This window comes from Pantoea sp. SYBGC1, from assembly GCF_057197005.1.
This window is the reverse complement of sequence record NZ_JBXUNM010000006.1, coordinates 33338-60088: the sequence shown is the minus strand read 5'-3', so window position 1 is coordinate 60088 and position 26751 is coordinate 33338. Positions and strand designations below refer to the sequence as shown.

Below are 26751 nucleotides of genomic sequence, written 5' to 3'. Positions count from 1 at the left end.
ATGTTGTTCACAGGGCGCAGCAAGGCGCACCGCAAACAATGCAGGGTAAGATAGTCAGATGTAATCCGCCGTAGCGGTAAATATGCCGTGCCGTCAGTAAGGCTGAGGGGTAGCCTGAGCCTTATTTATCTGGCACTTTTTTAAAATATTTATAAATTTTTAACAGCCTGAAAAATCCGGCCTGACGCAGGGTGATTATTTTAATCAGTCACCCGCGCAAAGGCGCGCAGCAGAGCAGCGATTACCATTCAGCCACAGAACCGTCCGGGAAGCGCCATAGCGGATTACGCCAGTCCGGCGCATTTTTACTGCGCTCAATCACCAGCTCTTCATTAATTTCCACGCCAAGACCTGGTTTATTCGACGGATAAAAGTGGCCATCATCCATTTTAAAATCGTCTTTATTAATAACGTAATCGAGCAGTTCGGCGCCCTGATTGTAGTGAATACCCATGCTCTGCTCCTGGAATACCGCATTACGCGATACGAAGTCGACATGCAGACAGGCCGCGAGCGCAATCGGGCCCAGCGGACAGTGCGGCGCCAGCGCAACATCATACGACTCGGCCATGGCGGCAATTTTGTAGCATTCGGTGATGCCGCCAGCATGCGACAGATCGGGCTGCAGAATGGCCAGCCCGCCCGCTTCCAGCACGCGTTTGAACTCAAACCGCGAGAACATCCGCTCACCGGCAGCGATCGGCAGGTGAGTCTGCGCAGCCAGGCGCGGATAATATTCCGCCTGCTCGGCCAGCACCGGCTCTTCAATGAACAGCGGACGATAGGGCTCCAGCTCTTTGATCAGCACTTTTGCCATCGGCGCGCTGACGCGGCCGTGGAAATCGAGGCCAAACTCAATCTCGCTGCCGAATGCTTCGCGGATTTGCGCCACGGTATTGACCGCCGCGTCGACTTTGCGCGAGTTATCGATAATGCCCATCTCTTCGCAGCCGTTGAGCTTGAAGGTATCAAACCCGATGGCGCGCAGTTTCTGAATGCCGTCGATGACCTCCGCCGGACGGTCGCCGCCTACCCAGCTATACGCTTTGATACTGTCGCGTACCAGACCGCCCAGCAGCTGATATACCGGTACGCCAAGCGCTTTGCCTTTGATATCCCACAGCGCCTGATCGATGCCGGCAATGGCGCTCATCAGAATCGGACCACCGCGGTAAAAGCCGCCGCGGTACATCACCTGCCATAAGTCGTTGATGCGCGCCGGATCCTGCCCGACCAGATAGTCTGACAGCTCATGCACCGCTGCTTCGACGCTGCGGGCACGTCCTTCAATCACCGGTTCACCCCAGCCGGTGATGCCCTCATCGGTTTCGATTTTCAGGAACATCCAGCGCGGCGGCAGGCGATAGGTCGTGAGTCGGGTAATTTTCATTGTACAGCGTCCTTGTAAGCAGCAATAAATGCGCGGGCCTTCTCTGCCGTGCGTGACAGCGGCTGGCCGGCGCGATAGAGATCGCTGCCCAGACCGGCGCCGATGCAGCCTGCAGCCATAAATTCATGCAGATTTTCGGGTGTAACGCCGCCAACGGCAAACACCGGTACTTCCGGCGGCAGGACCGCTTTCAGCGCTTTGATATAGCCGGGGCCAAAGGCTGAAGAGGGGAAAATTTTCAGCGCCTGTGCCCCCGCCTTTAACGCGGTAAAGGCTTCTGAAGCGGTAGCACAGCCGGCTGCCACAATCATGCCCTGCGCGACCGCCTGGCGAATCACGTCCGCATCCGTATTGGGCGTAACCACCAGCCGACTGTTCAGCGTGGCCAGCCTGTCGACCTGTGCCGTTTCCAGCACCGTTCCTGCGCCAATCAGCGCGCTATCGCCAAACGTTGTCACCATCGCACCGATGCTTTGCGCCCAGTCAGGCGAGTTCAGCGGAATTTCGATGGCATCAAAGCCAGCCTCAATGAGCGCACCGATGTGCGCTTCAGCTTCATCCGGTGTAATGCCGCGCAGAATAGCAATCAGCGGCAGTTTAGTGGGCCAGGACATTCGCAATACTCCTCATTCCATGCTGGAATGCAACATCGCCTTCCAGCGTAACTGAATCCCGGTTAATAAAAGACAGCGCCTGCTGATAACGCTGCGCCAGCGTGTGGCCGCCAATAATGGCGATCGGCTGTGGTGCCGCAGCCATGCGCTGCGTCATCAGCGCCACTTCATGACCAATTAACAGACCGGAAAGAAACTCACTGACATGACGGCGATCGCGGGCACCCAGCACATGCGCCGCGCGCACTTCAAACAGGCGGGTAATAACGGACGCATCCTGACACCCTCTTTCCACCCCCTGCATAAATGCCGCCTGAGAGGTTTCCTGTTCGGGCAGACCGGCACCAATCAGCGACTGCTGCAGCAATAAATGATGCAGCTCACCGGTCATAACCGTACGGAAGTCCAGCACCCGCTCCTGTTCCAGCTGAACCCATTTGGCATGCGTGCCGGGCATCACACACAGCGCTACCGACTGCAGCGTTAGCGCACCCAGCAGCTGCGTCTCTTCACCGCGCATCACGTTGTAGTTATCATCACGTTCAACGCTCAGTCCCGGCACAATCCACGCTTTTTGCTCCACATGCGTCAGGTGAGCGTGCAGCGCATTCAGGCTGGCCGGACAGGGCAGATAGGGAACCGACAGCCAGCCGGCATTGCTGCCGACCATGCCGGCCATGATCACCGGTACCTCATCCACGGGCCAGCCAGCGGTGATGCTGGCAAAGACCTGCGCTGGTGTCTGTCCGCCGAGGCGCGTAATGCCGGCGGGGGAACGGCGTTGATCAACGCAGACGCCCTGCTGATAATGCCAGGCGCGTAAATTCGTTGAGCCCCAGTCAATAGCGATATAGCTGGTCACAAAATCTCTCTCAGTCGGGCCGTGGAGCTGGCAATCATCGCTTTTGCTGCACGTTCCGCAGCGTCACCATCCTGATGACGAATAGCGTCGTACAGCGCTTTATGTTCAGCTAATGTGCGCGGCATATTGCCGGCGTCCGCCATGTACGTCTGCGCAAATACCGCTTTCTGGAGCTGGCTTATCGCCACGTTAAGCTGCTGCAGCACCGGATTATGTACTGAGCCCATCACCGCTTCGTGATAGCGAATATCCGCGTCGTTAAACGCTTCGCGATCGAGATGGTTTGCCACCATATCGTTATAGGCCTGTTCGATAGCGGCCAGATCGGTTGAGGTCGCCCGCTCGGCTGACCAGCGCGCAATCTGCGGCTCAACCAGCACGCGTACTTCGTTCATGGCGGCAATCAGGCGCGGATCCTGATCGTGCGCCAGCGCCCACTGCAGTACATCGCTATCGAGATAATTCCACTGATTGCGCGGGGTCACGAACGCACCGCGGTAACGCTTCATCTCCATCAGGCGCTTTGCGATCAGCGCACGATAAACCTCGCGGATGATGTTGCGGGAGGTCCCGAACTGTTCGCACAGCTCTGCTTCTGCGGGCAGCGCCGCACCCGGCACATATTTACCGGCGACAATCTCTTCACCCAGCGTATGGATAATGCGCTCTGTTTTGCTCAGCTGTTGTTGTGTCATGGGAGTCCGGTATATGAAGGGCATCAGCCCGTCAGATTACTGTGTTCCTGGCTTGAAACCTAACGGCTGCCTGATCCATTGCGGACGATTGTAGTACTACATGTGCATCTCGTACTACAATTCAGATCACAAAACAGACAATCAATGCGGATTTTACCGATTAGCAGGCTCTGCCGGCTCGTTATGACGCGCACAGCGTTAGCTTTTAACCACGGCAATGAGGAAGCCTGAAAAGCGCGGCGGTTCTAAGAAGGAGGTTGTGCCGGTGCGGCAGGCCATACGACCTTCCACAACCGGCACAGAGATATCGCGGTGAGGGGGATTATCTGCGGGGATCCCGTAGCATGCCGGGAATCATATAAACGGGCTGAGGTTACAGCACCAGCTCTTCTATAGCGTGCGCTACGCCATCTTCCATATTGGTTTTAGTCACGAACTGAGCGATCTTTTTCACTGAGTCAATGGCGTTGCCCATCGCCACGCCGGTGCCGGCATACTCAATCATCGCCAGATCGTTCTCCTGATCGCCAATCGCCATCACTTCTGACTGCTGCAGGCCGAGTTTTTCCGCCAGCATCTTCACGCCATAGCCTTTGTTCACCAGCGGGTTGAGGATCTCCAGAAAATAAGGCGCGCTTTTCAGGACGGTGTAGCTCTCCTGCATGCGTGCTGGCAGCCCGGCGATCGCTTTATCCAGTAGCGCCGGCTTATCGATCATCATAATTTTCGGGAAGCGCGTCGCCGGATCCATCTCTTCAACCGCACGATAGCGCACCGGAATACCGGTCAGGCTGGCTTCATGGATGGTGTATTCGCTGATGTCTTTATTGGGGGTATAGAGGGACGATTTGTCGAACGCCTGAAAATGCACGCCGAGTTCGCGCGCCAGCTGCTCAAGATAGAGGTAATCATCAAAGCTCAGCGTTTTCTCAGCCACCACGTCACCGCTGTCGGCCTTGTGCGCCAGCGCGCCGTTATTGCTGATGCAGTACTGACCCGGCTGGCGCAGATCCAGCTCCATCAGATAGCGCTCAACGCCGACAAACGGGCGGCCGGTCGCCAGCACAATCGACACGCCCTTGTCGCGCGCGCGCCCAATCGCTGTTTTTACCGCCGGAGTGATTTCGTGCTGCGGATTGAGCAGCGTGCCGTCCATATCGATCGCAATCAGTTTTATCGCCATAACGTCCTCGGTTAATTCAGGGTCTGACTTTCATGCTAGCGCGATTCAGCTCGCATTGACCAGTTTATCGATGCAGCGGATCGCAGATGCGGTGGGCGGCAGATTCCGGATCGCTATGCTGACTATATGCAGGGGGCTGAATAGTTGACCATATAAGTGATTGCTTATAAATTTATATAAGCAATCACTTATAGGACGATTGCAGTATGTGGGAAATTATATTTTCCAGTCACTTTAAAGACTGGTTGCTATCACAGGAAATAAACCTGAAAAAGCGTCTTGCCGCAGCGCTTCTGAACCTTGAGCACTACGGGCCCCTGCTGCCCAGGCCTTATGCCGATACCGTTAACGGTTCCAGTTATCACAATATGAAGGAACTCAGAATTCAGTATGCAGGCCGGTCAATAAGAGTTTTCTATGCTTTTGATCCTGAGAGAAAAGCGATTGTACTCTGTGCTGGCAATAAGCGTGGAGATAAGCAGTTTTATCAGCGCATGATTGCCCTTGCAGACCAGATTTTCACCAACCACCTCGAACACACTGAGGACCGGAACACATGAGCGACCTGAAGAAATTTCTCGATACGACATTTTCTGCCGCTGAGAGAGTGGAAATTCAGCAGCAAGCTGATGAATTAATACTGGAAACCGGCCTGCAGCTATTAAGAGAAGAATTGCAGTTGTCGCAACGGAAAGTGGCTGAAGCCATGGGTGTGAAGCAGCCGCGGATCGCACAGATTGAGCAGGGCGGAGCCGATCAGCGGTTAATCACGATTAAACGTTATATCGAAGCGATGGGCGGCAGGCTGAGTCTGGTGATTGAGATGCCGGATGGTTCAGGAGAAAGGACGCTGCGGATATAAAAAACCCCTCCCGGGCGGGAGGGGTCAGAGCGTATCAGATATCGATATTCGCGGCTTTCAGCGCGTTCTCTTCGATAAAGGCGCGACGCGGCTCCACCGCATCGCCCATCAGCGTGGTAAAGAGCTGATCGGCGGCAATCGCATCCTTGATGGTAACGCGCAGCATACGGCGGCTATCCGGATCCATCGTGGTTTCCCACAGCTGCTCCGGGTTCATCTCGCCCAGCCCTTTATAGCGCTGAATAGAGAGACCACGACGCGACTCTTTCACCAGCCACTCAATCGCCTGCTCGAAGCTGGCAACCGGCTGACGACGTTCGCCGCGCTCAATGTAGGCGTCTTCTTCAATCAGGCCGCGCAGCTGCTCGCCCAGTGCACAGATTTTGCGATACTCCGGACCACCAATAAATTCGCTATCCAGCGGATAGTCGGTGTCCACGCCGTGGGTGCGCACACGCAGCACCGGCTCAGCCAGCTGCAGCTCACGGTTTTCGCGCACCTGTGCCACATAGGTGCTGCCGTGCGCTTCACGCTCATTGAGATACGCCACCAGCGTCTCCAGCCAGCTGCTGACGACAGCGGTATCTTCCAGCCCCGCCAGCGTGGGATGGTAAACCAGCGCGTTCAGCAATGCCGCCGGGAAGCGACGCTCCATGCGTTTGATCATCTTCTGCGTACTGTTGTACTCCGCCACCAGGCTCTCCAGCGGCTCGCCGCCCAGGGCAGGTGCGCTGGCGTTGGTATGCAGCGTAGCGCCATCCAGCGCGATGGCAATCTGGTACTGATCCATCGCGTCGGTGTCTTTAATGTACTGCTCCTGCTTGCCTTTTTTCACTTTGAACAGCGGAGGCTGCGCAATATAGACGTGGCCGCGCTCAATGATTTCCGGCATCTGACGGTAGAAGAAAGTCAGCAGCAGCGTGCGGATGTGTGAACCATCAACGTCCGCATCGGTCATGATAATGATGCTGTGATAGCGCAGTTTGTCCGGATTGTACTCATCGCGACCGATGCCGCAGCCCAGCGCGGTGATCAGCGTGGCGACCTCCTGCGAAGAGAGCATTTTATCGAAACGCGCTTTCTCTACGTTGAGGATTTTACCCTTCAGCGGCAGAATCGCCTGGTTTTTACGGTTACGTCCCTGCTTCGCCGATCCGCCTGCAGAGTCACCCTCCACCAGGTAGATTTCAGAGAGCGCCGGATCGCGCTCCTGACAGTCTGCCAGCTTGCCCGGCAGGCCGGCCAGATCCAGCGCGCCTTTACGGCGGGTCATCTCACGCGCACGGCGTGCTGCTTCGCGCGCGCGCGCCGCATCGATGATTTTGCCTACCACAATTTTTGCATCCGCCGGGTTTTCCAGCAGATATTCGCTCAGCAGTTCGTTCATCTGCTGCTCTACCGCTGATTTCACCTCGGAGGAGACCAGCTTATCTTTGGTCTGCGAGGAGAACTTCGGATCCGGCACTTTCACGGAAACCACGGCAATCAGGCCTTCACGCGCATCGTCACCGGTGGCGCTGACTTTGGCTTTTTTGCTGTAGCCCTCTTTATCCATATAGGCATTGAGCGTACGCGTCATCGCCGCACGGAAACCGGCGAGATGCGTCCCGCCGTCGCGCTGCGGAATGTTATTGGTAAAGCAGTAGATGTTTTCCTGGAAACCATCATTCCACTGCAGCGCCACTTCCACACCGATGCCATCTTTCTCAGTAGAGAAATAGAACACGTTAGGGTGAATCGGATTTTTGTTGCGGTTCAGATATTCCACAAACGCCCGGATGCCGCCTTCATAGTGGTAGTGATCGCTCTTGTCATCACGCTTATCCTGCAGGCGAATAGAGACGCCGGAGTTCAGGAACGACAGCTCACGCAGGCGCTTGGCAAGAATGTCATACTCAAAATCGGTGACGTTGGTAAAGGTCTCGTGGCTTGGCCAGAAGCGCACGCGCGTACCGGTTGTCTCTGTGTCGCCGGTAACCGCCAGCGGCGCCTGCGGCACGCCGTGCACGTAGGTCTGCTGATGCACTTTGCCGTCGCGACGAATGGTCAGCTCCAGCTTCTGCGACAGGGCATTGACCACGGAAACGCCAACGCCGTGCAGGCCGCCCGACACTTTGTAAGAGTTGTCATCAAACTTACCGCCGGCGTGCAGCACGGTCATTATCACTTCCGCCGCTGAGACACCCTCTTCCGGGTGAATACCGGTCGGAATACCGCGCCCGTCATCCTGCACCGACACGGAGTTATCCGCGTGGATAGTGACCACAATGTCACTGCAGTGTCCGGCGAGCGCTTCGTCGATGGCGTTATCCACGACCTCGAATACCATGTGATGCAGACCGGTGCCGTCATCCGTATCGCCGATATACATACCCGGGCGTTTGCGTACCGCATCAAGCCCTTTCAGGACTTTGATACTTGAGGAGTCATAAGAATTCGACATCAACGTTTCTCGCTCATTTAATCTTCAGGTTGAACCGCTATTTTACCCTGTTCCACGCGGAACATCTTGCCCTTTTCGTCGCTCATATCGATTACATGCTCTGTGCCAATAGCACTGACAAACACCTGAGCCTGCGTGGCTTTCAGCCGCTCAGCCAGCAGTCGCCGGCGCGTGTCATCCAGCTCGGAGGCGAAGTCATCAATCAGGTATAAACAGCGACGTCCGCTGCTGCGCGTCAGGTACTCACCCTGCGCTAAACGCAGGGCGCACATCAGCAGCTTCAGCTGTCCGCGTGAGAGTAAATCTTCTACCGGCGTCCCTTCAGCACGAATGCGGAAATCCGCTTTGTGCGGGCCGCTGGCGGTGTAGGTAAGCGCGCGATCGCGCTCAAAATTGCGCTCCAGCAGATCGCCATAGTCGCTCTCTTTATCCCAGCCGCGCTGGAAAGAGAACGACAGGACAAACTCAGGCAAAAACTGGCTGCAGGTCGCGGTAATCTCACTGGCGATGGCCGCGCTGTACTCCGCGCGCCAGGCGCTGATCTGCGCGGCCAGCGGCACCAGCTCCTGATCCCACGGACGAATCTGGCTGTAGCGTGAGGCCTGACGCAGCGCCGCGTTACGCTGCTTCAGCAGGCGACGCAGATTGCTCCAGGCGATAAAAAAACCGGGATAAGCATGAAAACAGCCCCAGTCGATATAGGCTCTGCGGTATTTGGGGCCGCCGTTGAGCAATGTAAACCCCTCAGGCGTAATCAGCTGCATCGGCAGCAGCTGCGCCAGCTCGGCCACTTTATGCCCGTCGCTGCCGTCAATCCGCACCTTGCTGTCGCCGGCACGGTTTTTGGTCAGCCCCACCGCCAGCGCGCGTTCACTGCCGCCATCAATACGCCCGTGCAGGACAAACGCCTCCTGCTCGTGACGGATCACCCGCCCCGCCTGCAGGCTGCGAAACGCCCGTCCGTGACCCAGCGTATAAATCGCCTCCAGCACGCTGGTTTTACCGCTGCCGTTGGCGCCGACAAGAAAGTTAAAGCCGGGTGCGAGGTCCAGGTCAGCCTGCTCAATATTACGAAAATCTTTAATCAGAAGGCGGGTTAAAGCCATGACGTGTTCCGGGGATCAACGTAGGGGAGCCATTAATGGCTCCCGAAGTGGTGCAAAAATCCGTCAGGTCGGCATAAATGCCGCCCCTACAATCTCATCGGCATGACGACGTAGGCCGCAGCAGGGCTCGCTACGTCTTCAATCTGTACGCTGGAAACAGAGTCGGTAAGCAGCAGACGGACGTTCTCGCACTTCAGCGCATTCAGCACATCCAGTACGTAGCTGACGTTAAAACCAATCTCCAGCTCGGTGCCGCTATAAGAGACATCGAGCATCTCTTCCGCCTCTTCCTGCTCCGGGTTGTTTGCCGTAATTTTCAGCTGATTTTCAGTAATGTAGATGCGTACGCCGCGGAATTTTTCATTGGACAAGATAGCCGCACGGGCAAACGCCTGCTTGAGCAGATCGCAGCCCGCCTCCAGCGCCTTGTCCGGATTTTTGGGCAGAACGCGCCGGTAGTCAGGAAAACGACCATCCACCAGCTTAGAGGTGAAGATGAAATCGCCTACGTGCGCCCGGATGTTGCTGCTGCCAATCTGCACGCGCAGCGGGTTCTCACCGCCGTCCAGCAGGCGCACCAGCTCAATGACGCCTTTACGCGGTACGATCACAGAATGGTTTGGCAGCGCCTGACCAATCGGCATGGCGCAGACCGCCAGACGATGACCGTCGGTTGCAACGGTACGCAGCTCTTCACCTTCGGTCTCAAACAGCATACCGTTAAGGTAGTAACGTACATCCTGATGCGCCATTGAGAACTGCGTGGCTTCAATCAGCCGCTTCAGCGTGGCCTGCGGCAGCGTAAATTCGACCTCGCTTTGCCAGTCATCCAGGTTGGGAAAATCGCTGGCAGGCAGCGTTGACAGTGAAAAACGACTGCGCCCGGAACGCACCAGCATGCGATCGCCTTCCAGCGTAACGCTGATTTCAGCACCTTCCGGCAGACCGCGGCAGATATCGAGGAATTTACGCGCCGGCACCGTGGTGGCGCCAGGCTCGTGGGCCTGATTCAGCGCCACGCGCGCGACCATTTCCATTTCCAGATCGGTTCCGGTCAGCAACAACGACCCTTCATTTACCTGTAGCAGCAAATTTCCGAGGATCGGCAGCGTCGGACGTCCGCCAAGCGGACCACTTACCTGTTGCAGGGGTTTCAGCAACTGCTCACGTTCAACAATAAATTTCATATGCGTCAGGAAGATAATGTTCGGATAAGGTTAGAGAAATCTTCTTTGATGTCGTGGCTCTCTTCACGCAGCTGCTCAATTTTCCGGCAGGCGTGCAGCACGGTGGTATGGTCCCGGCCACCAAACGCATCGCCAATTTCTGGCAGACTGTGGTTGGTCAGCTCTTTTGCCATCGCCATCGCCATTTGACGCGGTCGCGCCACAGAGCGCGACCGGCGTTTCGACAGCAAATCCGCCACTTTGATTTTGTAATATTCCGCTACGGTTTTCTGAATGTTGTCGATGGTAACCAGCTTCTCCTGCAGCGCCAGCAAATCGCGCAGCGCTTCACGCACGAAATCGATGGTAATGGCGCGTCCGGTAAAGTTGGCATTCGCGATCACGCGGTTCAGCGCCCCTTCAAGCTCACGCACGTTGGAACGCAGACGTTTGGCAATGAAGAAAGCGACTTCACCCGGCAGGCGGATATCGTTCTCATCTGCTTTTTTCATCAGAATGGCCACGCGCGTTTCCAGTTCAGGCGGCTCAATGGCTACGGTCAGACCCCAGCCAAAGCGTGACTTGAGACGATCTTCCACGCCGTTAATCTCTTTGGGATAACGGTCAGAAGTGAGAATGATCTGCTGATTGCCTTCCAGCAGCGCGTTGAAGGTGTGAAAAAACTCCTCCTGCGAGCGCTCTTTATTGGCAAAGAACTGAATATCATCGATCAGCAGCGCGTCCACGGAACGGTAGTAGCGTTTGAACTCTTCAATTGCATTGTTCTGCAGCGCTTTTACCATGTCCTGCACAAACCGCTCTGAGTGCATGTAGACCACTTTAGCGTTGGGTTTGCGGGCAATAATGCCATTGCCGACCGCATGCAGCAGGTGCGTTTTACCCAGACCCGTGCCGCCATAAAGGAACAGCGGGTTATAGGCGCCGCCGGGATTATCTGCCACCTGGCGTGCCGCCGCGCGCGCCAGCTGGTTTGATTTACCCTCAACAAAGTTGTCGAAGTTATGACGGTTGTTCACGTTCGAACGATAGGTCACATCCGCAGGTGCCGGTACGGAATCCCAGCTTGGACGCAGCAGCTGCGCCGGTGCGGGACGGGTTTCCACCGGTGCCGGCGCGCTGACGGTGCTGGCCAGAACCGGCTGTGCAGCAGCAACCTGCGCCACAGGACGCGTACCCACTTCAAATCGCAGCAACGGCACATTTGCACCGCAGAATTCGTTCAGCAGCGCATTAATACTGTTGAGGTATTTATCCCGAACCCAGTCGAGTACAAACCGATTTGGTGCATACAAGGCCAGCGTATTGTCGTTTAATTCAGCCTGCAGTGGACGGATCCACATGCTGAATTCGGTGGCAGGTAATTCATCCTGCAAACGGGCAAGACACTGTTGCCAAAGCGTAAGTGACACGGCGGACTCCACTCGTACAAAATCGATAAGAATTTCAGGCGCTAATAATAGAAACTGTCTTTTTTGACACAGGCGGTCAGAAAGCGCCTGCGACCGCTGTCTGCGGTAGTCATCCCCGGCGATCGCAGTGAGGATCGTCAGCGGAAGGGCGGATCATAGCGCAAAGCGCACCAGAGATCTTCCCTTTCTACACAGTTTTGATCCAATTTATCCACAGGGTGTAAAACCTTTGAACAGTTTATCCGTTCTGGCAAAAAAGCAAGCGAAGATCGCGCAGCAGACGCGAATTTTTCAGCCGCCGTCGCGTTTTTTTCCTGTGGATAGCGTGTGCGATCGCAAGAAGATCCTGGACGATCCTTGCGCTTTCCTTTACAGGCCGTATAATTCCCCACCCGGCATTGGCACGTGGTGCATTAATGCCCGGAATCGCGGTGTTTCCGGGTATTCAGGTCCCGCGACCAGCGAAGTAAATTGACTCCGGACTGTACAATTATTACAATCCCGCCTCTTTATTAAAGACACATTGAGGCGTCGGTCGCTTTACTGCCCCGAAAACGCGTCACCCAGTGAAATTTTTCAAGTTTAGGTAGAAATCGCCATGAAACGCACTTTTCAACCGTCCGTACTGAAGCGCAACCGTTCACACGGCTTCCGTGCTCGTATGGCAACCAAAAATGGTCGTCAGGTTCTGGCACGTCGTCGTGCTAAAGGCCGTTCTCGTCTGACCGTTTCTAAGTAATAAAAGCTAACCCTCGTGGTTCAGCTCGCATTTCCCAGGGAGTTACGTTTGTTAACTCCCGCTCATTTCACTTTCGTCTTCCAGCAACCTCTTCGGGCTGGCACGCCGCAAATCACCATCCTCGGCCGCCGCAATTCGCTGGGGCATCCCCGCATCGGTCTTACCGTCGCTAAAAAGCATGTAAAGCGCGCGCATGAACGCAACCGGATCAAGCGATTGACCCGGGAAAGTTTTCGTCTGCGTCAGCATGAACTGCCTGCGATGGATTTTGTTATTGTTGCGAAAAAGGGGATTGCTGACCTCGATAACCGGGCACTGATGGAAGCGTTGGAGAAACTATGGCGTCGTCACTGTCGCCTGGCTCGCGGCTCCTGATCGCACTGATACGCGTTTATCAACGCGCTATCAGCCCTCTGCTGGGACCTCATTGTCGGTTCCATCCCACCTGTTCGCAGTACGGGATTGAGGCCCTGCGCCGTTTCGGCGTGATAAAAGGCAGTTGGTTGACGATTAAACGCGTATTAAAATGCCACCCGCTAAACCCGGGTGGCGACGATCCTGTGCCGCCAAAAACCTTTGATACCAGAGAACATTAACGATGGATTCGCAACGCAATCTCTTTCTCATCGCTTTTCTGTTCGTGTCTTTTATGATCTGGCAAGCCTGGCAGACGGACCACGCTCCGCAGCCACAGCAGACCCAGACCACGCAGAACACAAGCAGCGCAGCGGGTGATGCCGCCACTTCCGGCGTGCCGGCCAGCGGTCAGGGCAAAACGATCACCGTTAAAACTGACGTCCTGTCACTCAATATCAACACGCGCGGTGGTGATATTGAACAGGCTCAGCTGCTGACCTACCCGGATAAACTCGGCTCCGACGCGCCATTCCAGCTGCTGGAAACCACGCCGGCATTTGTTTATCAGGCGCAGAGCGGCCTGACCGGTCGTAACGGCCCGGATAACCCGAACAATGGCGCGCGTCCACTCTATACTGCCGCACAGGATAGCTTCAATATGGCCGATGGCCAGACTGAGCTGCGTGTGCCGCTGAGCTGGACTGGCGAAAACGGTGTGGTTTATACCAAAACCTTCATCTTCAAGCGTGGCGAGTTCGCGGTTAACGTTGACTACAACATCAATAACACCTCACAGCAGCCGCTGGAAGTGGCGATGTTTGGCCAGCTGAAGCAGACCATCGACCTGCCCAAGCATCGCGACACGGGCAGCAACAACTTTGCGCTCCACACCTTCCGCGGTGCCGCCTACTCCACCAGCGAGGCGAAATATGAAAAATATAAGTTCGACACCATCGCTGATAACGAGAATCTGAGCACCACCACCAGCAACGGCTGGGTTGCGATGCTGCAGCAATATTTCGCCACGGCGTGGGTGCCGCGTACCCAGGGTAATAACACCCTGTATACCAGCAACCTCGGCAACGGCGTAGCGGCGATCGGCTATAAGTCAGCGCCGGTTACCGTTGGTGCAGGTGCACAGCAGACGCTGGGCGCAACGCTGTGGGTCGGCCCGGAAATTCAGGATAAGATGGCTGCGATTGCGCCGCACCTTGACCTGACTGTGGATTACGGCTGGCTGTGGTTTATCTCTCAGCCGCTGTTTAAACTGCTGAAGTTCCTGCACAGCTTTATCGGTAACTGGGGCTTCTCCATTATCGTCATCACCTTCATCGTGCGCGGCATCATGTACCCGCTGACCAAAGCGCAGTACACCTCGATGGCTAAGATGCGCATGCTGCAGCCGAAGATTCAGGCGATGCGTGAGCGTCTGGGCGATGACAAGCAGAAGCAGAGCCAGGAAATGATGGCGCTCTACAAAGCGGAGAAAGTGAATCCGCTGGGTGGCTGTCTGCCGCTGGTGATTCAGATGCCAATCTTCCTGGCACTCTACTACATGCTCTCCGGCTCGGTAGAACTGCGTCACGCACCGTTTGTACTGTGGATCCATGACCTCTCTGCACAGGACCCGTACTACATTCTGCCGGTGCTGATGGGTATCACCATGTTCTTCATCCAGAAGATGTCACCGACCACCGTGACCGATCCGATGCAGCAGAAGATCATGACCTACATGCCGGTAATCTTTACCGTCTTCTTCCTGTGGTTCCCGGCAGGTCTGGTGCTGTACTACATCGTCAGCAACCTGGTCACCATTCTCCAGCAGCAGCTGATTTACCGCGGCCTGGAAAAACGGGGCCTGCACAGCCGCGATAAGAAGAAAGCGTAACCTTCAGCCCGGCTGAGCAACAGGTATAATCAAGGGGCGGCATTTATGTCGCCCTGTTTTTTTTCTATTTTTCAGCCCGGCACAGCGCGGGCAAGAGGACGATCATGAGCCACAGCGATACTATCGTTGCGCAGGCAACCCCACCGGGCCGCGGCGGCGTCGGTATACTGCGTATCTCAGGCACCCGGGCAGCAGATGTTGCGCAGGCGCTGCTGGGTAAACTGCCAAAGCCGCGCTATGCCGATTATCTGCCCTTTACCGATGCAGATGGCAGCGTGCTGGATCAGGGCATTGCGCTGTGGTTTCCGGGTCCGAACTCCTTTACCGGCGAAGATGTGCTGGAGCTGCAGGGGCACGGCGGACCAGTTATACTGGACCTGCTGCTGAAACGTATTGTCGCCCTGCCCGGCCTGCGTATTGCGCAGCCAGGTGAGTTTTCTGAGCGCGCGTTTCTGAATGACAAGCTCGATCTGGCGCAGGCTGAGGCGATTGCCGATCTGATTGATGCCAGCTCGGAACAGGCGGCGCGCTCGGCAGTGAACTCGCTGCAGGGCGTGTTTTCACAGCGCGTAAATGCGCTGGTGGAGGCGCTGACCCACCTGCGCATCTATGTCGAGGCCGCTATCGATTTCCCGGATGAGGAGATCGACTTTCTTTCCGACGGTAAGATTGAAGCGCAGCTTAATGCGGTGATCGGCGACCTGAATGGCGTACGCGCCGAAGCGCGTCAGGGCAGCCTGCTGCGTGAGGGCATGAAGGTAGTGATTGCCGGACGCCCGAATGCAGGTAAGTCGAGCCTGCTGAATGCGCTGGCGGGACGCGAAGCGGCTATCGTCACCGACATTGCCGGCACCACGCGCGATGTCCTGCGCGAACATATCCATATTGATGGAATGCCGCTGCATATCATCGATACCGCCGGACTGCGCGAAGCCAGTGATGAAGTCGAGCGCATTGGCATCGAGCGCGCCTGGCAGGAGATTGAACAGGCCGATCGGGTGCTGTTTATGGTCGATGGCACCACAACGGACGCCACTGAAGCGGCGGCTATCTGGCCCGACTTTGTGGCGCGCTTACCGGCGGCGCTGCCCATTACCGTGGTGCGTAACAAAGCGGATATGACCGGTGAGACGCTGGGACTGAGTGAGATGAACGGTCATGCTCTGATCCGCCTGTCAGCCCGGACCGGCGACGGCGTGGAAACGCTGCGCGATCATCTGAAGCAGAGCATGGGCTTTGCCGGCAACATAGAAGGCGGATTCCTTGCGCGCCGCCGCCACTTGCAGGCGCTGGAGAGCGCCGCCACGCATCTGCAGCAGGGGAAAGCGCAGCTGCTGGGCGCGTGGGCGGGTGAGCTGCTTGCGGAAGAGCTGCGGCTGGCACAGCAGGCGCTGAGCGAAATTACCGGCGAGTTTACCTCTGACGATCTGCTGGGCCGTATCTTCTCCAGCTTCTGTATCGGGAAATAAGCGCGTACCGCTCTTTGCCAGTCAATCATACATCTTTGTTATTTGGCTCCCTTTCTCCTTTACAGTATAACGATAGAGGCTGCGTTAAGCGCAGCCTCTATTATTCATGCTAAAAATCGGGCCTGCACCGCAGCCTGAACAGGAGAGAAACATGAGTACACCGCTCGACAGCGCGGCGCTTGATGCGCTGTTTACTGACGCCCGCACCCACAGCCACTGGCAGGATAAGCCGGTTTCACAGGCGCTGCTGCAGGAGCTTTATACCCTGACGGCTCTGGGCCCGACCTCCGCTAACTGTTCACCAGGCCGCTTTGTATTTGTGACCTCCGCGGAGGGCAAAGCCCGGCTGAAACCTGCCCTCTCCTCAGGCAACGTGGATAAAACCATGTCGGCGCCGGTAACGGTGATTGTCGCGTGGGATCCGGAGTTTTTTGAGCAGCTGCCAAAACTGTTTCCGTTTGGTGACGCGCGCAACTGGTTTACCAGCAGCCCGGAGCTGACGAAAGAGACCGCGTTTCGTAACAGCAGCCTGCAGGCAGGCTACCTTATCCTCGCTGCGCGTTCGCTCGGTCTGGATGCCGGTCCGATGTCCGGCTTTGATCCCGCCAAAGTCAATGCCGCTTTCTTCAGCGAAAGCAAATGGCAGGTGAACATGCTGATCAATCTTGGCTACGGCGACGCAGGTAAACTGCATCCGCGCCTGACGCGACTCGGTTTTGATGAAGCCACCACCTTTGCCTGAAAGCTGGCAACCAGTCTGCGCTCTGCCGGTCGAGCCGGCAGAGTCTCTTTTCCGCCTTATCCCGCGCTGATTTTCAGTCTTATCTGAATTTATCGCTCTGCCGGGAAAGCCGGATGCAAACACCTAAGAAAATTCTTACAATGCCGCTGATGATTATTCGCCCATTTTCACGGAGCGACAGATGGCTGGTCATTTTGTGCGCTGGACAGGCACCACACCCCTGCCGGTAACGGTTTCACGCATCACTCAGGATGTACTGGATAACGCTGCCCGTCTGCCCGATCGGCGGCGCGCGCGTTTTCTTGCTGCCCGCGAACTGCTGGCGCAGCTGATGCTGCGGATCTACGGAATCGATCGGCTGCCACCGCTGAGCGTCAGCAGCAGCGGACGCCCCTGCTTTGCCGATCCGAACCTGCCTGACTTCAGCATCTCCTACACAGGCCATATCATTGGCGTACTGCTGGCGGAAGAAGGCGGACGTGCCGGACTGGATATGGAGATTGTCCGCGCGCACAGCCGGCAGACGCAGGAAGCGCTGATGCAGGAACTCTCCTCTGGTGAAAAGGCGTGGATCAATGCACAGCAGGATTTTATGGAGGCGGCCACGCAAATCTGGACGCTACGTCAGAGCGTGCTCAAGCTGACCGGTGAAGCGGATCGGGGCCTCTCTTCGCTGCGTCTGCATCCGGCATCAGGCCGGTTGCGCTCCACGCTATTTCCCGATATTCAGGCGGTCTGTGACGCCGAGCCGACGCTGGTCTGGTCATGCGCACTTTCACCCGGAACCGGGCATCTGCGACTTTGGGAGATTGACGCGCAGCAGCAGTGGGTTGCGCTGCGGGATATTGAAATGAATAAGCCAAACCTGGATCCACATACGCTGCGCCTGACCAGTCTGCCCGGCGAACGCATAGCCGGGCAGCAGGAGATGCGGCAGCTTTGAATCGGGTGGCCGCACAGGCCACCTGAAGCGTCAGTGCGCGTCGATAAACGCGATTTTCAGTGCAAACAGCAGCGCAACCACCACCACGCAGGGGCTGATTTCACGCCAGCGTCCGGTGCCCAGCTTCATCACGCAGTAGGCGATAAAGCCCAGCGCGATCCCTTCTGTAATTGAGAAACTAAACGGCATCATCGCCGCGGTGACAAAGGCCGGCACCGCTTCGGTGAGATCGTCCCAGCGTACGCGCGACAGCGATGCCGTCATCAGTACTCCGACATAGATCAGCGCGCCCGCCGCCGCATAGCCCGGCACCATCGCCGCCAGCGGCGACAGAAATATTGCCAGCAGGAACAGCAGCCCGGTGATGACCGCCATCAGCCCGGTGCGGCCACCAATGGCAACGCCTGACGAACTCTCAATATAGGCCGTCACCGATGACGTCCCCGCCAGCGCACCCGTGACGGAGCTGATGCTGTCCACATACAGCGCCTGCTTCATACGGGGAAAGGTGCCCTTTTCATCGGTCAGACCCGCTTTATCCGTTACGCCAATCAGCGTACCGGAGGAGTCAAACAGATTGACCAGCATAAAGGAGAAGATCACGCCTGCCATGCCGATATTGAATGCGCCTTTGATATCCACCGCGCCCGCCACCGCAGAGATTGACGGCGGTGGCGCAAAGAAACCGGTAAACCTGACATCTCCCAGCGCAAGCCCGATGCTGGTCGTGACCACAATTGAGACCAGCACCGCCGCGTGAATATTACGCGATGCCAGAATGGCAATAATGAAGAAGCCGAGCGCGCCCAGCAGAACACTGTGCGACGTCAGATCGCCGACGGCCACCAGCGTCTCCGCGTTTGGCACAATAATGCCGGCATTTTTCAGCCCCATCATTGCGATAAACAGGCCGATACCGGCGGTGATCCCGGTGCGCAGGCAGAGCGGTATATTAGCTATCATCCAGTAGCGCACGCGCAGCAGCGTCAGGATCAGCAGCCCCAGCGCGCCCCAGAAAATGGCGCCCATCCCTATCTGCCAGGAGTAACCCATTGCCCCCACCACCACAAACGCAAAAAAGGCGTTCAGGCCCATCGCAGGTGCCAGCGCAACCGGCAGATTCGCTATCAGCCCCATCAGAATGCTGCCAAAGGCGGCAATCAGACAGGTAGTGACAAACACCGCCTGGGTATCCATACCGGCAGCGCCGAGGATTTGCGGGTTAACAAAGACGATGTAAACCATCGTCAGAAAAGTGGTGAACCCGGCAATCACTTCGGTGCGTATCGTGGTTCCGTGTTCCTGCAGTTTAAATATGCGCTGCAGCAGGCCCTGAGTCTTCATTTTGCTGTTCCGCTGAAAAATTTATCGCCGCGTATCCTATAGGCTTTATTCCGGTAAAACACGGAATTTTCGCAACCGGTTGCCTGCTGCTGCCTGTGGCAATCCAGGCTAGAGTAAAAGCTGAAGCGTTATCAGAAGGATAGTGGGCGATGACAGTGGAGTGTGTGTTCTTTGATTGTGACGGCACGCTGGTTGACAGCGAAATGCTCTGCACGCAGGGCTATGTGAATACGTTTGCCCGCTACGGCATCACGCTGTCGCTGCAGCAGATGTTTGAGCGGTATAAAGGCGTAAAGCTTTACGACATTATTCGCGACATCAGCGAAGAGTATCATCAGGCGCTGCCGGTAGCAGAGGTGGAGCACGCCTATCGCATTGAAGTCGCGCGCCTGTTTGAGCAGGAGCTGCAGCCGATCGGCGGTGCGCCGGAGCTGGTGGCGCGGATCCGCGTTCCGGTGTGCGTGGTCTCTAACGGACCGGTAAAGAAAATGCAGCATTCGCTGGGTCTTACCGGCATGCTGCCGTGGTTTACCGATCGCCTGTACAGCGGTTATGACATTCAGGCATGGAAACCCGATCCGCAGCTGATGTTCCACGCCGCAGAGCAGATGCAGGTGCCGATTGAACGCTGCATTCTGGTGGATGATTCCGAAGCGGGCGTTCGCGCCGGCATTGCGGCAGGCATTCCGGTGTTTTACTACTGCGCCGATGCGCATAATCCCGCAATCGATCATCCGCTGGTAACGCGTTTTGATGACATGGCGCAGCTGCCTGCGCTGTGGCAGGCGCGCGGCTGGACGCTGCTATCAACCGGCGAGGTTCTGTAGGGGGCGCATTTATGCGCCCCGGGCGTAAGGCGGCAACATCGCCTGACGCCAGGGCGGCATGAATGCCGCCCCTACGGATGCCCCTGCAATATTCTGTAGGGGGCGCATTTATGCGCCCCTCGCATACGGCGGACGGCATCGCCTGATATCAGGGCGGCATGAATGCCGCCCCTACGGATGCCCCTGCAATGTTCTGTAGGAGGCGCATTTATGCGCCCCTGATATACGGCGGCGGCATCGGCTGACACCAGGGCGGCATGAATGCCGCCCCTACGAATGCCCTGCAATATTCTGTAGGGGGCGCATTTATGCGCCCCTGGTGTGCGGCGGACGGCATCGCCTGATATCAGGGCGGCATTAATGCCGCCCCTACGGATGCCCCTGCAATGTTCTGTAGGGGGCGCATTTATGCGCCCCTGATATACGGCGGCGGCATCGGCTGACATCAGGGCGGCATGAATGCCGCCCCTGCAATGCCCCTGGAGAAGTTCTGTAGGGGCGCATTTATGCGCCCCAGATATACGGCGGCGGCATCGCCTGATACCAGGGCGGCATTAATGCCGCCCCTACGGATGCCCTGCAATATTCTGTAGGGGGCGCATTTATGCGCCCCGGGCGTGACGATTGCGTCTGAGGCTGCCCTTGGCATGCGCGCAGGCTATCAGCCTATCGCGCCCAGCGAATCTTCATTGCTTTGCTTTTTAGGCAGCAGAAACAGCGTGGCGAAAATATCCAGCAGATAAATCAGCGCCAGCAGCGTAATAGCGGCGGTGAAGGAAATCTGCGTAGCCAGCGCGCCAATTACCAGCGGACCAAAACCGCCGACGCCGCGCCCGAGGTTAAACAGCACATTTTGCGCGGTAGCACGCGCCTGCGGCGGGAACGTATCGGAGATCAGCGCGCCATAGCCGCCAATCATGCCGTTAACAAACATGCCCATGATGGCGCCGGTAAACAGCATTACCGTCGGATCGCGCAGCTGCGCATAGACCACCACCATCACCACGGCACCGAACTGGTACAGCAGAAAGATTTTCCAGCGGGCGAAGCGATCGGCCAGTACGCCAAACAGCCAGATACCCAGGGTCATGCCCACTACCGTCACCGCGGTCCACAGCCCCGATTTTGTCAGGCTGAAACCAAAGCTGGAGGAGAGATAGCTCGGCATCCAGATCATCAGACCGTAATAGCCAAAGTTCTGTACCGAACAGAGGATAAAAATACCCAGGCTCGCTTTACGGGTGGCGTGGTCAGCAAACAGCAGCTTTATGCGGGCGGTAAACGAGAGGGCCGGTACGTTTTTCACCTCTCTTGTAAAGCTCTCCGGCTCACCCATACTGCGCCGCAGCACGAATGAGAGCAGTGCCGGCAGCATACCCACCAGAAACATGCCGCGCCAGCCAATCACGCTGAGCAGCGGCGGCGTAATAAAGGCGGCCAGCAGCACGCCGAGCTGCCAGCCGATGCCGACCCAGGCCGACGCCCGGTTGCGCTTCTCCTGCGGCCAGGCTTCGGCAATCAGCGCCATACCGATACCAAACTCGCCGCCCAGCCCCACCCCGGCCAGAGTCCGGTACGCCAGCAGATCCCAGTAGCCCTGCGCCACCGCGCACAGGCCGGTAAACAGTGAAAACATCAGTATCGTTACCGTCAGGATACGGATCCGGCCATAGCGATCGCTGAGATGACCAAACAGAATACCGCCGATCACTGCACCAATCAGCGTCCAGGTCACCAGCGAGCCCGCCTCTGACGGGTCAAGCATCAGTGACACGCTGATGGCCGGCAGCATAAAACCGAGGATCAGCAGATCAAATCCATCCATGGCGTAGCCGCTGATTGCGGCCAGCATCGCTTTAGCCGGCGTAACGGCTGGTTTAGCAGAGCGGGAAAGGGACATAAAAGAGCACCTGGCGAAAAAAAGTGCGCCAAGTATAAAGAGCGGGCGGCGGAGTGACCAATCAGAAATGGTAATGGCTGCCGCACAGGCAGCCGGAGGAGAGGGTCAGGTAGGGCGATTGCTGCCGTCGTCGCCGGAGAGCAGTTCATCCAGCCGGTCGCCGCCAACGTGACGGAAATCCTGCCCTTTAACAAAATAGAAGATAATTTCGCAGATATTCTGACAGCGATCGCCGATACGCTCGATCGCGCGCGCGCAGAACAGGGCGGTCAGCACGCTGGGGATCGTGCGCGGATCTTCCATCATGTAGGTCATCAGCTGGCGCACGATGCCTTCATACTCTTTATCCACTTTTTTATCTTCACGGTAGATAGTGATGGCAGCACTGAGATCCATGCGCGCAAACGCATCCAGCACGTCATGCAGCATCTGCACCGTGTGATGACCCAGCGATTCCAGGCTGACCAGCAGCGGCAGATGCTGCTGACCAAACTTCTCCAGCGCGGTGCGGCTGATTTTTTCCGCCACGTCACCAATACGCTCCAGTTCAGAGATCGCTTTGATAATGGCCATGACCAGTCGCAGGTCGCTGGCGGTAGGCTGACGCTTGGCGATAATACGCACGCACGCCTCATCAATCTCTACCTCCATCATATTGACCTTCTGGTCGCCTTCAATCACCCGGCGTGCCAGCTCCGCATCCTGATTATGCATGGCGGTAATGGCGTCGGTGAGCTGCTGCTCCACCATGCCGCCCATGATCATCACCTGCGTGCGAATATGCTCCAGCTCGGCATTAAACTGACCGGAGATATGTTTATTAAGATTTAAATTATCCATGAGTCTCTCCTGAATCAGCCGTAACGACCGGTGATGTAATCTTCAGTCTGCTTCTGCGCGGGTTTGGTAAACAGCGTATCGGTGTCGCTGAACTCAATCAGCTCGCCAAGATACATAAACGCCGTATGATCGGAGCAGCGGGCGGCCTGCTGCATGTTGTGCGTCACAATCACCACGGTGTAATCCTGCTTGAGCTCGGTGATCAGCTCCTCAATGCGGCCGGTGGAGATCGGGTCCAGCGCCGAGCAGGGCTCATCCAGCAGCAGCACTTCCGGCCGGATAGCGATACCGCGCGCGATGCAGAGACGCTGCTGCTGCCCGCCGGAAAGACTGTAACCGCTCTGATGAAGCTTGTCTTTGGTTTCGTTCCACAGCGCGGCTTTGGTCAGCGCCCACTGCACGCGCTCATCCATATCCGCGCGCGACAGCTTCTCAAACAGGCGCACGCCGAAGGCGATATTGTCGTAAATTGACATCGGAAACGGCGTTGGTTTCTGAAAGACCATGCCGACGCGCGCGCGCAGCAGGGCGATATCCTGGTGCGACGCGAGAATATTGTCGCCATCCAGCAGGATCTCACCTTCTGCGCGCTGCTCCGGGTAGAGTGAATACATTTTATTAAACGTGCGCAGCAGCGTGGATTTCCCGCAGCCCGACGGACCGATAAACGCGGTGACCTGATTGCGGGCAATATCCAGGTTGATATCTTTCAGCGCGTGGAACTTACCATAATGAAAGTTCAGATTACGCACCTGGATTTTACCGGCAGAAGGGGTTGCCATACTCATTGCTCATCTCTCTTATGCAGCGCCGCCAGAGCCGCGCCGGAAAATTAGTGTTTGCCTTTGGCGAAAATCATGCGGGCAACAATGTTCAGCAGCAGCACGCACAGCGTAATGATCAGCACGCCAGCCCACGCCAGGCTCTGCCATTCGGCAAACGGGCTCATAGCGAACTTGAAAATGGTGACCGGCAGGTTGGCCACCGGCTGCATCATGTCAGTGCTCCAGAACTGGTTAGAGAGCGCGGTAAACAGCAGCGGAGCGGTTTCACCTGCGATACGCGCAATCGCCAGCAGTACGCCGGTAATGATGCCGGAGACAGACGCTTTCAGCGTGATGGCTGAGATCATCTTCCACTTTGGTGTGCCCAGCGCGTATGCCGCTTCGCGCATGCTGTCCGGCACCAGCCGCAGCATATTCTCGGTGGTACGGATCACAATCGGGATCTGCAGTAGCGCCAGCGCCGCAACGCCTGCCCAGCCGGAGAAGTGCTGCATCTGTGATACCACAATGGTGTAGACAAATAGTCCGACCACGATAGAGGGCGCGGAGAGCAGAATGTCGTTAATAAAGCGGATCACCTCTGCCAGCCAGTTTTTACGGCCATACTCCGCCAGCCAGATCCCGGCCATAATGCCCAGCGGCGTCCCGAAAAAGGTGGACCAGAAAATCAGCAGGCCGCTGCCCGCCAGCGCATTTGCCAGTCCGCCGCCGGCGGTGTTGGGCGGCGGTGTTGATTCGGTAAACAGCGACCAGCTCAGCCCGTCGATACCTTTAGTCACCGTGGTGAACAGGATCCAGATCAGCCAGAAGAGGCCAAACGCCATGGTCAGCAGCGACAGCGTCAGGGCGATTTTATTTTTTGTACTGCGCCACGCCTGCATTTTGCGGCGCGACGCTTCCAGCTCAGTACGGCTCTGCATTTCAATTGCGGTCATGAACGGGCCCCTTCACTTTTTGCCAGCCGCAGGATCATCAGCTTCGAGATCGCCAGGACGATAAAGGTGATCACAAACAGGATCAGGCCCAGCTCCATCAGCGCAGCGACATGCACGCCCGATTCCGCTTCAGCAAACTCGTTAGCCAGCGCTGAGGTGATACTGTTGCCGGGCATAAACAGCGAAGCGCTGTCGAGCTGGTAGGTGTTACCGATAATAAAGGTCACCGCCATGGTCTCTCCCAGCGCCCGCCCCAGTCCCAGCATCACGCCGCCGATGACGCCGTTTTTGGTAAACGGCAGCACGATACGCCAGATCACCTCCCAGGTCGTGCAGCCGATGCCATACGCGGACTCTTTCATCATCACCGGCGTCTGTTCAAAGACGTCGCGCATTACCGAGGCGATATAAGGAATGATCATAATCGCCAGGATGACGCCTGCGGCCAGGATACCGATACCAAACGCCGGGCCAGAGAACAGCGTGCCGACGATGGGAATGTTAGCGAGGACGTTGCCAACCGGCGTCTGAAAATATTCGGCAAACAGCGGCGCGAAGATAAACAGGCCCCACATGCCATAAACAATGCTCGGGATGGCCGCCAGCAGTTCAATGGCGGTGCCCAGCGGACGACGCAGCCAGCCGGGTGCCAGCTCGGTCAGAAACAGTGCGATTCCGAAGCTTACCGGTACCGCGATGATTAATGCGATCAGTGAGGTCACCAGCGTGCCGTAAATCGGCACCAGAGCGCCAAACTCTTCGTTTGGTGCATCCCAGGTTTTGGTCCAGAGAAAGGCGAAGCCAAACTTCTGAATGCTGGGCCAGGAGGAGACGATCAGGGAGACAATAATGCCACCCAGCAGCAGCAGGACAATCAGCGCAGAGAGTTTAACCAGCGCGCCAAAAATCATGTCGCCTTGCTTACCCGGTGCTTTGAATGCCGGCTTGGTAGCAGCCATAAAATTCTCGGTTCTCAGAGGATATGCAGGGCGACCAGGCGGCCGCCCCCGGGATACTCAGCCAGTAGCCGAGCCTGACAATGGCTTACTGCCAGAGCGCTTTGCCGCTGCTGTCTTTGATATTCGCTTTCCATGCCGCACGGATCTGCGTCACCACGCTCTCCGGCAGCGCCGCGTAATCCAGCGCCGTGGCGGTTTTGCTGCCGCCTTTATAGGCCCAGTCAAAGAACTTCAGCACTTCCGCGCCCTTCTCCGCATTAGCCTGATCTTTGTAAATCAGGATAAAAGTGGTGGAGGCGATCGGCCACGCGTCGTCACCTTTCTGGAACGTCAGGTCCTGAGCAAACGAGCTGCTCCAGTCAGCGCCTTTGGCGGCGTTGGCAAAGCTGCTTTCACTCGGCGCCACCGGTTTGCCATCCGCATCCAGCAGTTTGGTGTAGGTCAGGTTGTTCTGTTTCGCGTAGGCGTATTCGACATAGCCAATTGAACCCGGCAGACGCTGCACGAAAGCGGCCACGCCATCGTTGCCTTTACCGCCAAGACCGGTTGGCCAGTTAACGGTGTTGCCTTTGCCTATTTTGCTTGCCCAGTCCGTGTTCACTTTGGTCAGATAGCTGGTAAACACAAAGGAGGTACCGGAGCCGTCGGCGCGGCGCACGACGTTGATATTGGTGTCAGGCAGTTTCAGGTTCGGGTTCAGCTTAGCGATCGCCGGATCGTTCCATTTTTTAATGGTGCCGAGATAGATGTCACCCACGGTTTTGCCATCGAGCGTCAGCTCGCCAGACTTCACACCCGGAATGTTCACGGCCAGCACCACGCCACCGATAACGGTCGGGAACTGGAACAGGCCATTTTTCTGCAGATCTTCCTCTTTCATCGGCGCATCAGAAGCACCGAAATCCACGGTTTTTGCGATGATCTGCTTTACGCCACCCGAAGAGCCGATTCCCTGATAGTTGATTTTGCTACCGGTGGCCTGCTGATACTCTGCTGCCCACTTGGCATAAACCGGGGCCGGGAAGGTCCCGCCAGCGCCGGTCAGATCGGTGGCGGCAAACGCAGAAACTGCGCTGACGGCGAAAGTGGCGGCGAGGATTCGGGCTACGGTGCTACGCATCAGTGTCATGTTCCCTCCGGGGGAGTATAAATCAGGCTTAACGCCGTTTTAGTTGGAGTCAGTGATTGCTGCTGGAGGGAAAATAGGACAGTTTGATGACAGTGAAATGTACGAAATATGACAGTTTTATGACGAAGATAAAAACCGGGCGG

At 56.8% G+C, this 26751-nt stretch carries 26 protein-coding genes; 10 read left to right on the top strand and 16 right to left on the bottom strand.

The genetic code is table 11. The features are described 5' to 3' along the window. Positions 1-241: 241 nt before the first annotated feature. From dgoD to yidA, 5 genes are all read right to left on the bottom strand, one after another. On the bottom strand, positions 242-1390 hold the full coding sequence (gene dgoD, locus AC2CF9_RS11970; protein ID WP_283341344.1) for a galactonate dehydratase: 1149 nt from the start codon (positions 1388-1390) through the stop codon (positions 242-244). After that, the gene (locus AC2CF9_RS11965) at positions 1387-2004 is read right to left on the bottom strand and encodes a 2-dehydro-3-deoxy-6-phosphogalactonate aldolase (RefSeq protein WP_484557113.1); all 618 of its coding nucleotides are present in this window, start codon (positions 2002-2004) and stop codon (positions 1387-1389) included. Before AC2CF9_RS11965 ends, dgoD begins: the two co-directional genes overlap by 4 nt. Further along, on the bottom strand, positions 1988-2866 hold the full coding sequence (locus AC2CF9_RS11960; RefSeq protein WP_484557112.1) for a 2-dehydro-3-deoxygalactonokinase: 879 nt from the start codon (positions 2864-2866) through the stop codon (positions 1988-1990). Before AC2CF9_RS11960 ends, AC2CF9_RS11965 begins: the two co-directional genes overlap by 17 nt. Beyond that, entirely contained in the window at positions 2863-3561 is a 699-nt protein-coding gene (locus AC2CF9_RS11955; RefSeq protein WP_094111680.1) for a FadR/GntR family transcriptional regulator, read from the bottom strand. The genes AC2CF9_RS11960 and AC2CF9_RS11955 overlap by 4 nt, the downstream gene beginning before the upstream one ends. A 373-nt stretch (positions 3562-3934) precedes the next feature. Next, positions 3935-4744, bottom strand: coding sequence for a sugar-phosphatase (yidA, locus tag AC2CF9_RS11950; RefSeq protein ID WP_484557111.1), 810 nt, complete (start codon positions 4742-4744; stop codon positions 3935-3937). 206 nt (positions 4745-4950) lie between these two features. Between yidA and AC2CF9_RS11945 the strand changes: the two genes are divergently transcribed. Then, positions 4951-5304, top strand: a complete 354-nt coding sequence (locus AC2CF9_RS11945) for a type II toxin-antitoxin system RelE/ParE family toxin (protein ID WP_484557110.1) — start codon at positions 4951-4953, stop codon at positions 5302-5304. Beyond that, on the top strand, positions 5301-5606 hold the full coding sequence (locus tag AC2CF9_RS11940; RefSeq protein WP_150017802.1) for a helix-turn-helix domain-containing protein: 306 nt from the start codon (positions 5301-5303) through the stop codon (positions 5604-5606). The genes AC2CF9_RS11945 and AC2CF9_RS11940 overlap by 4 nt, the downstream gene beginning before the upstream one ends. A 34-nt stretch (positions 5607-5640) precedes the next feature. Here the strand turns inward: AC2CF9_RS11940 and gyrB are convergent, their stop codons facing one another. The 4 genes from gyrB to dnaA all read right to left on the bottom strand — a co-directional run bounded on the left by gyrB (position 5641) and on the right by dnaA (position 11751). Continuing rightward, entirely contained in the window at positions 5641-8049 is a 2409-nt protein-coding gene (gyrB, locus tag AC2CF9_RS11935) for a DNA topoisomerase (ATP-hydrolyzing) subunit B (RefSeq protein ID WP_484557109.1), read from the bottom strand. 17 nt (positions 8050-8066) lie between these two features. Next, positions 8067-9155: a DNA replication/repair protein RecF gene (gene recF / locus AC2CF9_RS11930; RefSeq protein ID WP_484557108.1), complete on the bottom strand. Its 1089-nt coding sequence runs from the start codon at positions 9153-9155 to the stop codon at positions 8067-8069. An 86-nt stretch (positions 9156-9241) separates the two neighbouring features. Beyond that, entirely contained in the window at positions 9242-10342 is a 1101-nt protein-coding gene (gene dnaN / locus AC2CF9_RS11925; RefSeq protein ID WP_039381494.1) for a DNA polymerase III subunit beta, read from the bottom strand. Positions 10343-10347: 5 nt separating this feature from the next. Further along, a complete protein-coding gene (gene dnaA, locus AC2CF9_RS11920; RefSeq protein WP_150017798.1) occupies positions 10348-11751 on the bottom strand; it encodes a chromosomal replication initiator protein DnaA in 1404 nt (467 codons plus the stop codon). 598 nt (positions 11752-12349) lie between these two features. Between dnaA and rpmH the strand changes: the two genes are divergently transcribed. From rpmH to AC2CF9_RS11885, 7 genes are all read left to right on the top strand, one after another. Further along, on the top strand, positions 12350-12490 hold the full coding sequence (gene rpmH / locus AC2CF9_RS11915; protein WP_003849659.1) for a 50S ribosomal protein L34: 141 nt from the start codon (positions 12350-12352) through the stop codon (positions 12488-12490). A gap of 15 nt (positions 12491-12505) precedes the next feature. After that, positions 12506-12865, top strand: coding sequence for a ribonuclease P protein component (rnpA, locus tag AC2CF9_RS11910; protein ID WP_071668251.1), 360 nt, complete (start codon positions 12506-12508; stop codon positions 12863-12865). Further along, positions 12829-13086 carry a membrane protein insertion efficiency factor YidD gene (yidD, locus tag AC2CF9_RS11905; RefSeq protein WP_071668252.1) on the top strand — a complete coding sequence of 86 codons (258 nt, stop codon included), beginning with the start codon at positions 12829-12831 and terminating at the stop codon, positions 13084-13086. The genes rnpA and yidD overlap by 37 nt, the downstream gene beginning before the upstream one ends. Positions 13087-13088: 2 nt before the next feature. Then, the gene (yidC, locus tag AC2CF9_RS11900; RefSeq protein WP_150017796.1) at positions 13089-14735 is read left to right on the top strand and encodes a membrane protein insertase YidC; all 1647 of its coding nucleotides are present in this window, start codon (positions 13089-13091) and stop codon (positions 14733-14735) included. Between the two features lie 104 nt (positions 14736-14839). Further along, the gene (mnmE, locus tag AC2CF9_RS11895; RefSeq protein ID WP_145339782.1) at positions 14840-16204 is read left to right on the top strand and encodes a tRNA uridine-5-carboxymethylaminomethyl(34) synthesis GTPase MnmE; all 1365 of its coding nucleotides are present in this window, start codon (positions 14840-14842) and stop codon (positions 16202-16204) included. Positions 16205-16355: 151 nt separating this feature from the next. Beyond that, the gene (locus tag AC2CF9_RS11890) at positions 16356-16946 is read left to right on the top strand and encodes a malonic semialdehyde reductase (RefSeq protein WP_145339781.1); all 591 of its coding nucleotides are present in this window, start codon (positions 16356-16358) and stop codon (positions 16944-16946) included. A gap of 181 nt (positions 16947-17127) precedes the next feature. Beyond that, positions 17128-17889 (top strand): 4'-phosphopantetheinyl transferase family protein, encoded by a 762-nt coding sequence (locus AC2CF9_RS11885; protein ID WP_484557107.1) that lies wholly within the window; start codon positions 17128-17130, stop codon positions 17887-17889. 30 nt (positions 17890-17919) lie between these two features. Here AC2CF9_RS11885 and AC2CF9_RS11880 read toward each other — a convergent pair whose 3' ends face one another. Then, positions 17920-19233 (bottom strand): NCS2 family permease, encoded by a 1314-nt coding sequence (locus tag AC2CF9_RS11880; RefSeq protein WP_484557106.1) that lies wholly within the window; start codon positions 19231-19233, stop codon positions 17920-17922. Positions 19234-19382: 149 nt separating this feature from the next. Between AC2CF9_RS11880 and yieH the strand changes: the two genes are divergently transcribed. Then, entirely contained in the window at positions 19383-20060 is a 678-nt protein-coding gene (gene yieH, locus AC2CF9_RS11875) for a 6-phosphogluconate phosphatase (protein ID WP_150017792.1), read from the top strand. A 661-nt stretch (positions 20061-20721) separates the two neighbouring features. Here yieH and AC2CF9_RS11870 read toward each other — a convergent pair. The 6 genes from AC2CF9_RS11870 to pstS form a co-directional block, all read right to left on the bottom strand. After that, positions 20722-21960, bottom strand: a complete 1239-nt coding sequence (locus AC2CF9_RS11870; protein ID WP_150017790.1) for an MFS transporter — start codon at positions 21958-21960, stop codon at positions 20722-20724. Between the two features lie 105 nt (positions 21961-22065). Next, positions 22066-22800 (bottom strand): phosphate signaling complex protein PhoU, encoded by a 735-nt coding sequence (phoU, locus tag AC2CF9_RS11865; protein WP_071668257.1) that lies wholly within the window; start codon positions 22798-22800, stop codon positions 22066-22068. A gap of 14 nt (positions 22801-22814) precedes the next feature. Next, entirely contained in the window at positions 22815-23588 is a 774-nt protein-coding gene (gene pstB / locus AC2CF9_RS11860; protein ID WP_039381453.1) for a phosphate ABC transporter ATP-binding protein PstB, read from the bottom strand. Between the two features lie 44 nt (positions 23589-23632). Next, entirely contained in the window at positions 23633-24520 is an 888-nt protein-coding gene (pstA, locus tag AC2CF9_RS11855; RefSeq protein ID WP_039381450.1) for a phosphate ABC transporter permease PstA, read from the bottom strand. After that, complete coding sequence (gene pstC / locus AC2CF9_RS11850) at positions 24517-25479, bottom strand: phosphate ABC transporter permease PstC (protein ID WP_039381448.1); 963 nt, start codon at positions 25477-25479, stop codon at positions 24517-24519. Before pstC ends, pstA begins: the two co-directional genes overlap by 4 nt. Positions 25480-25564: 85 nt before the next feature. Then, positions 25565-26608 (bottom strand): phosphate ABC transporter substrate-binding protein PstS, encoded by a 1044-nt coding sequence (gene pstS, locus AC2CF9_RS11845; protein WP_039381445.1) that lies wholly within the window; start codon positions 26606-26608, stop codon positions 25565-25567. Between the last annotated feature and the right edge of the window lie 143 nt (positions 26609-26751).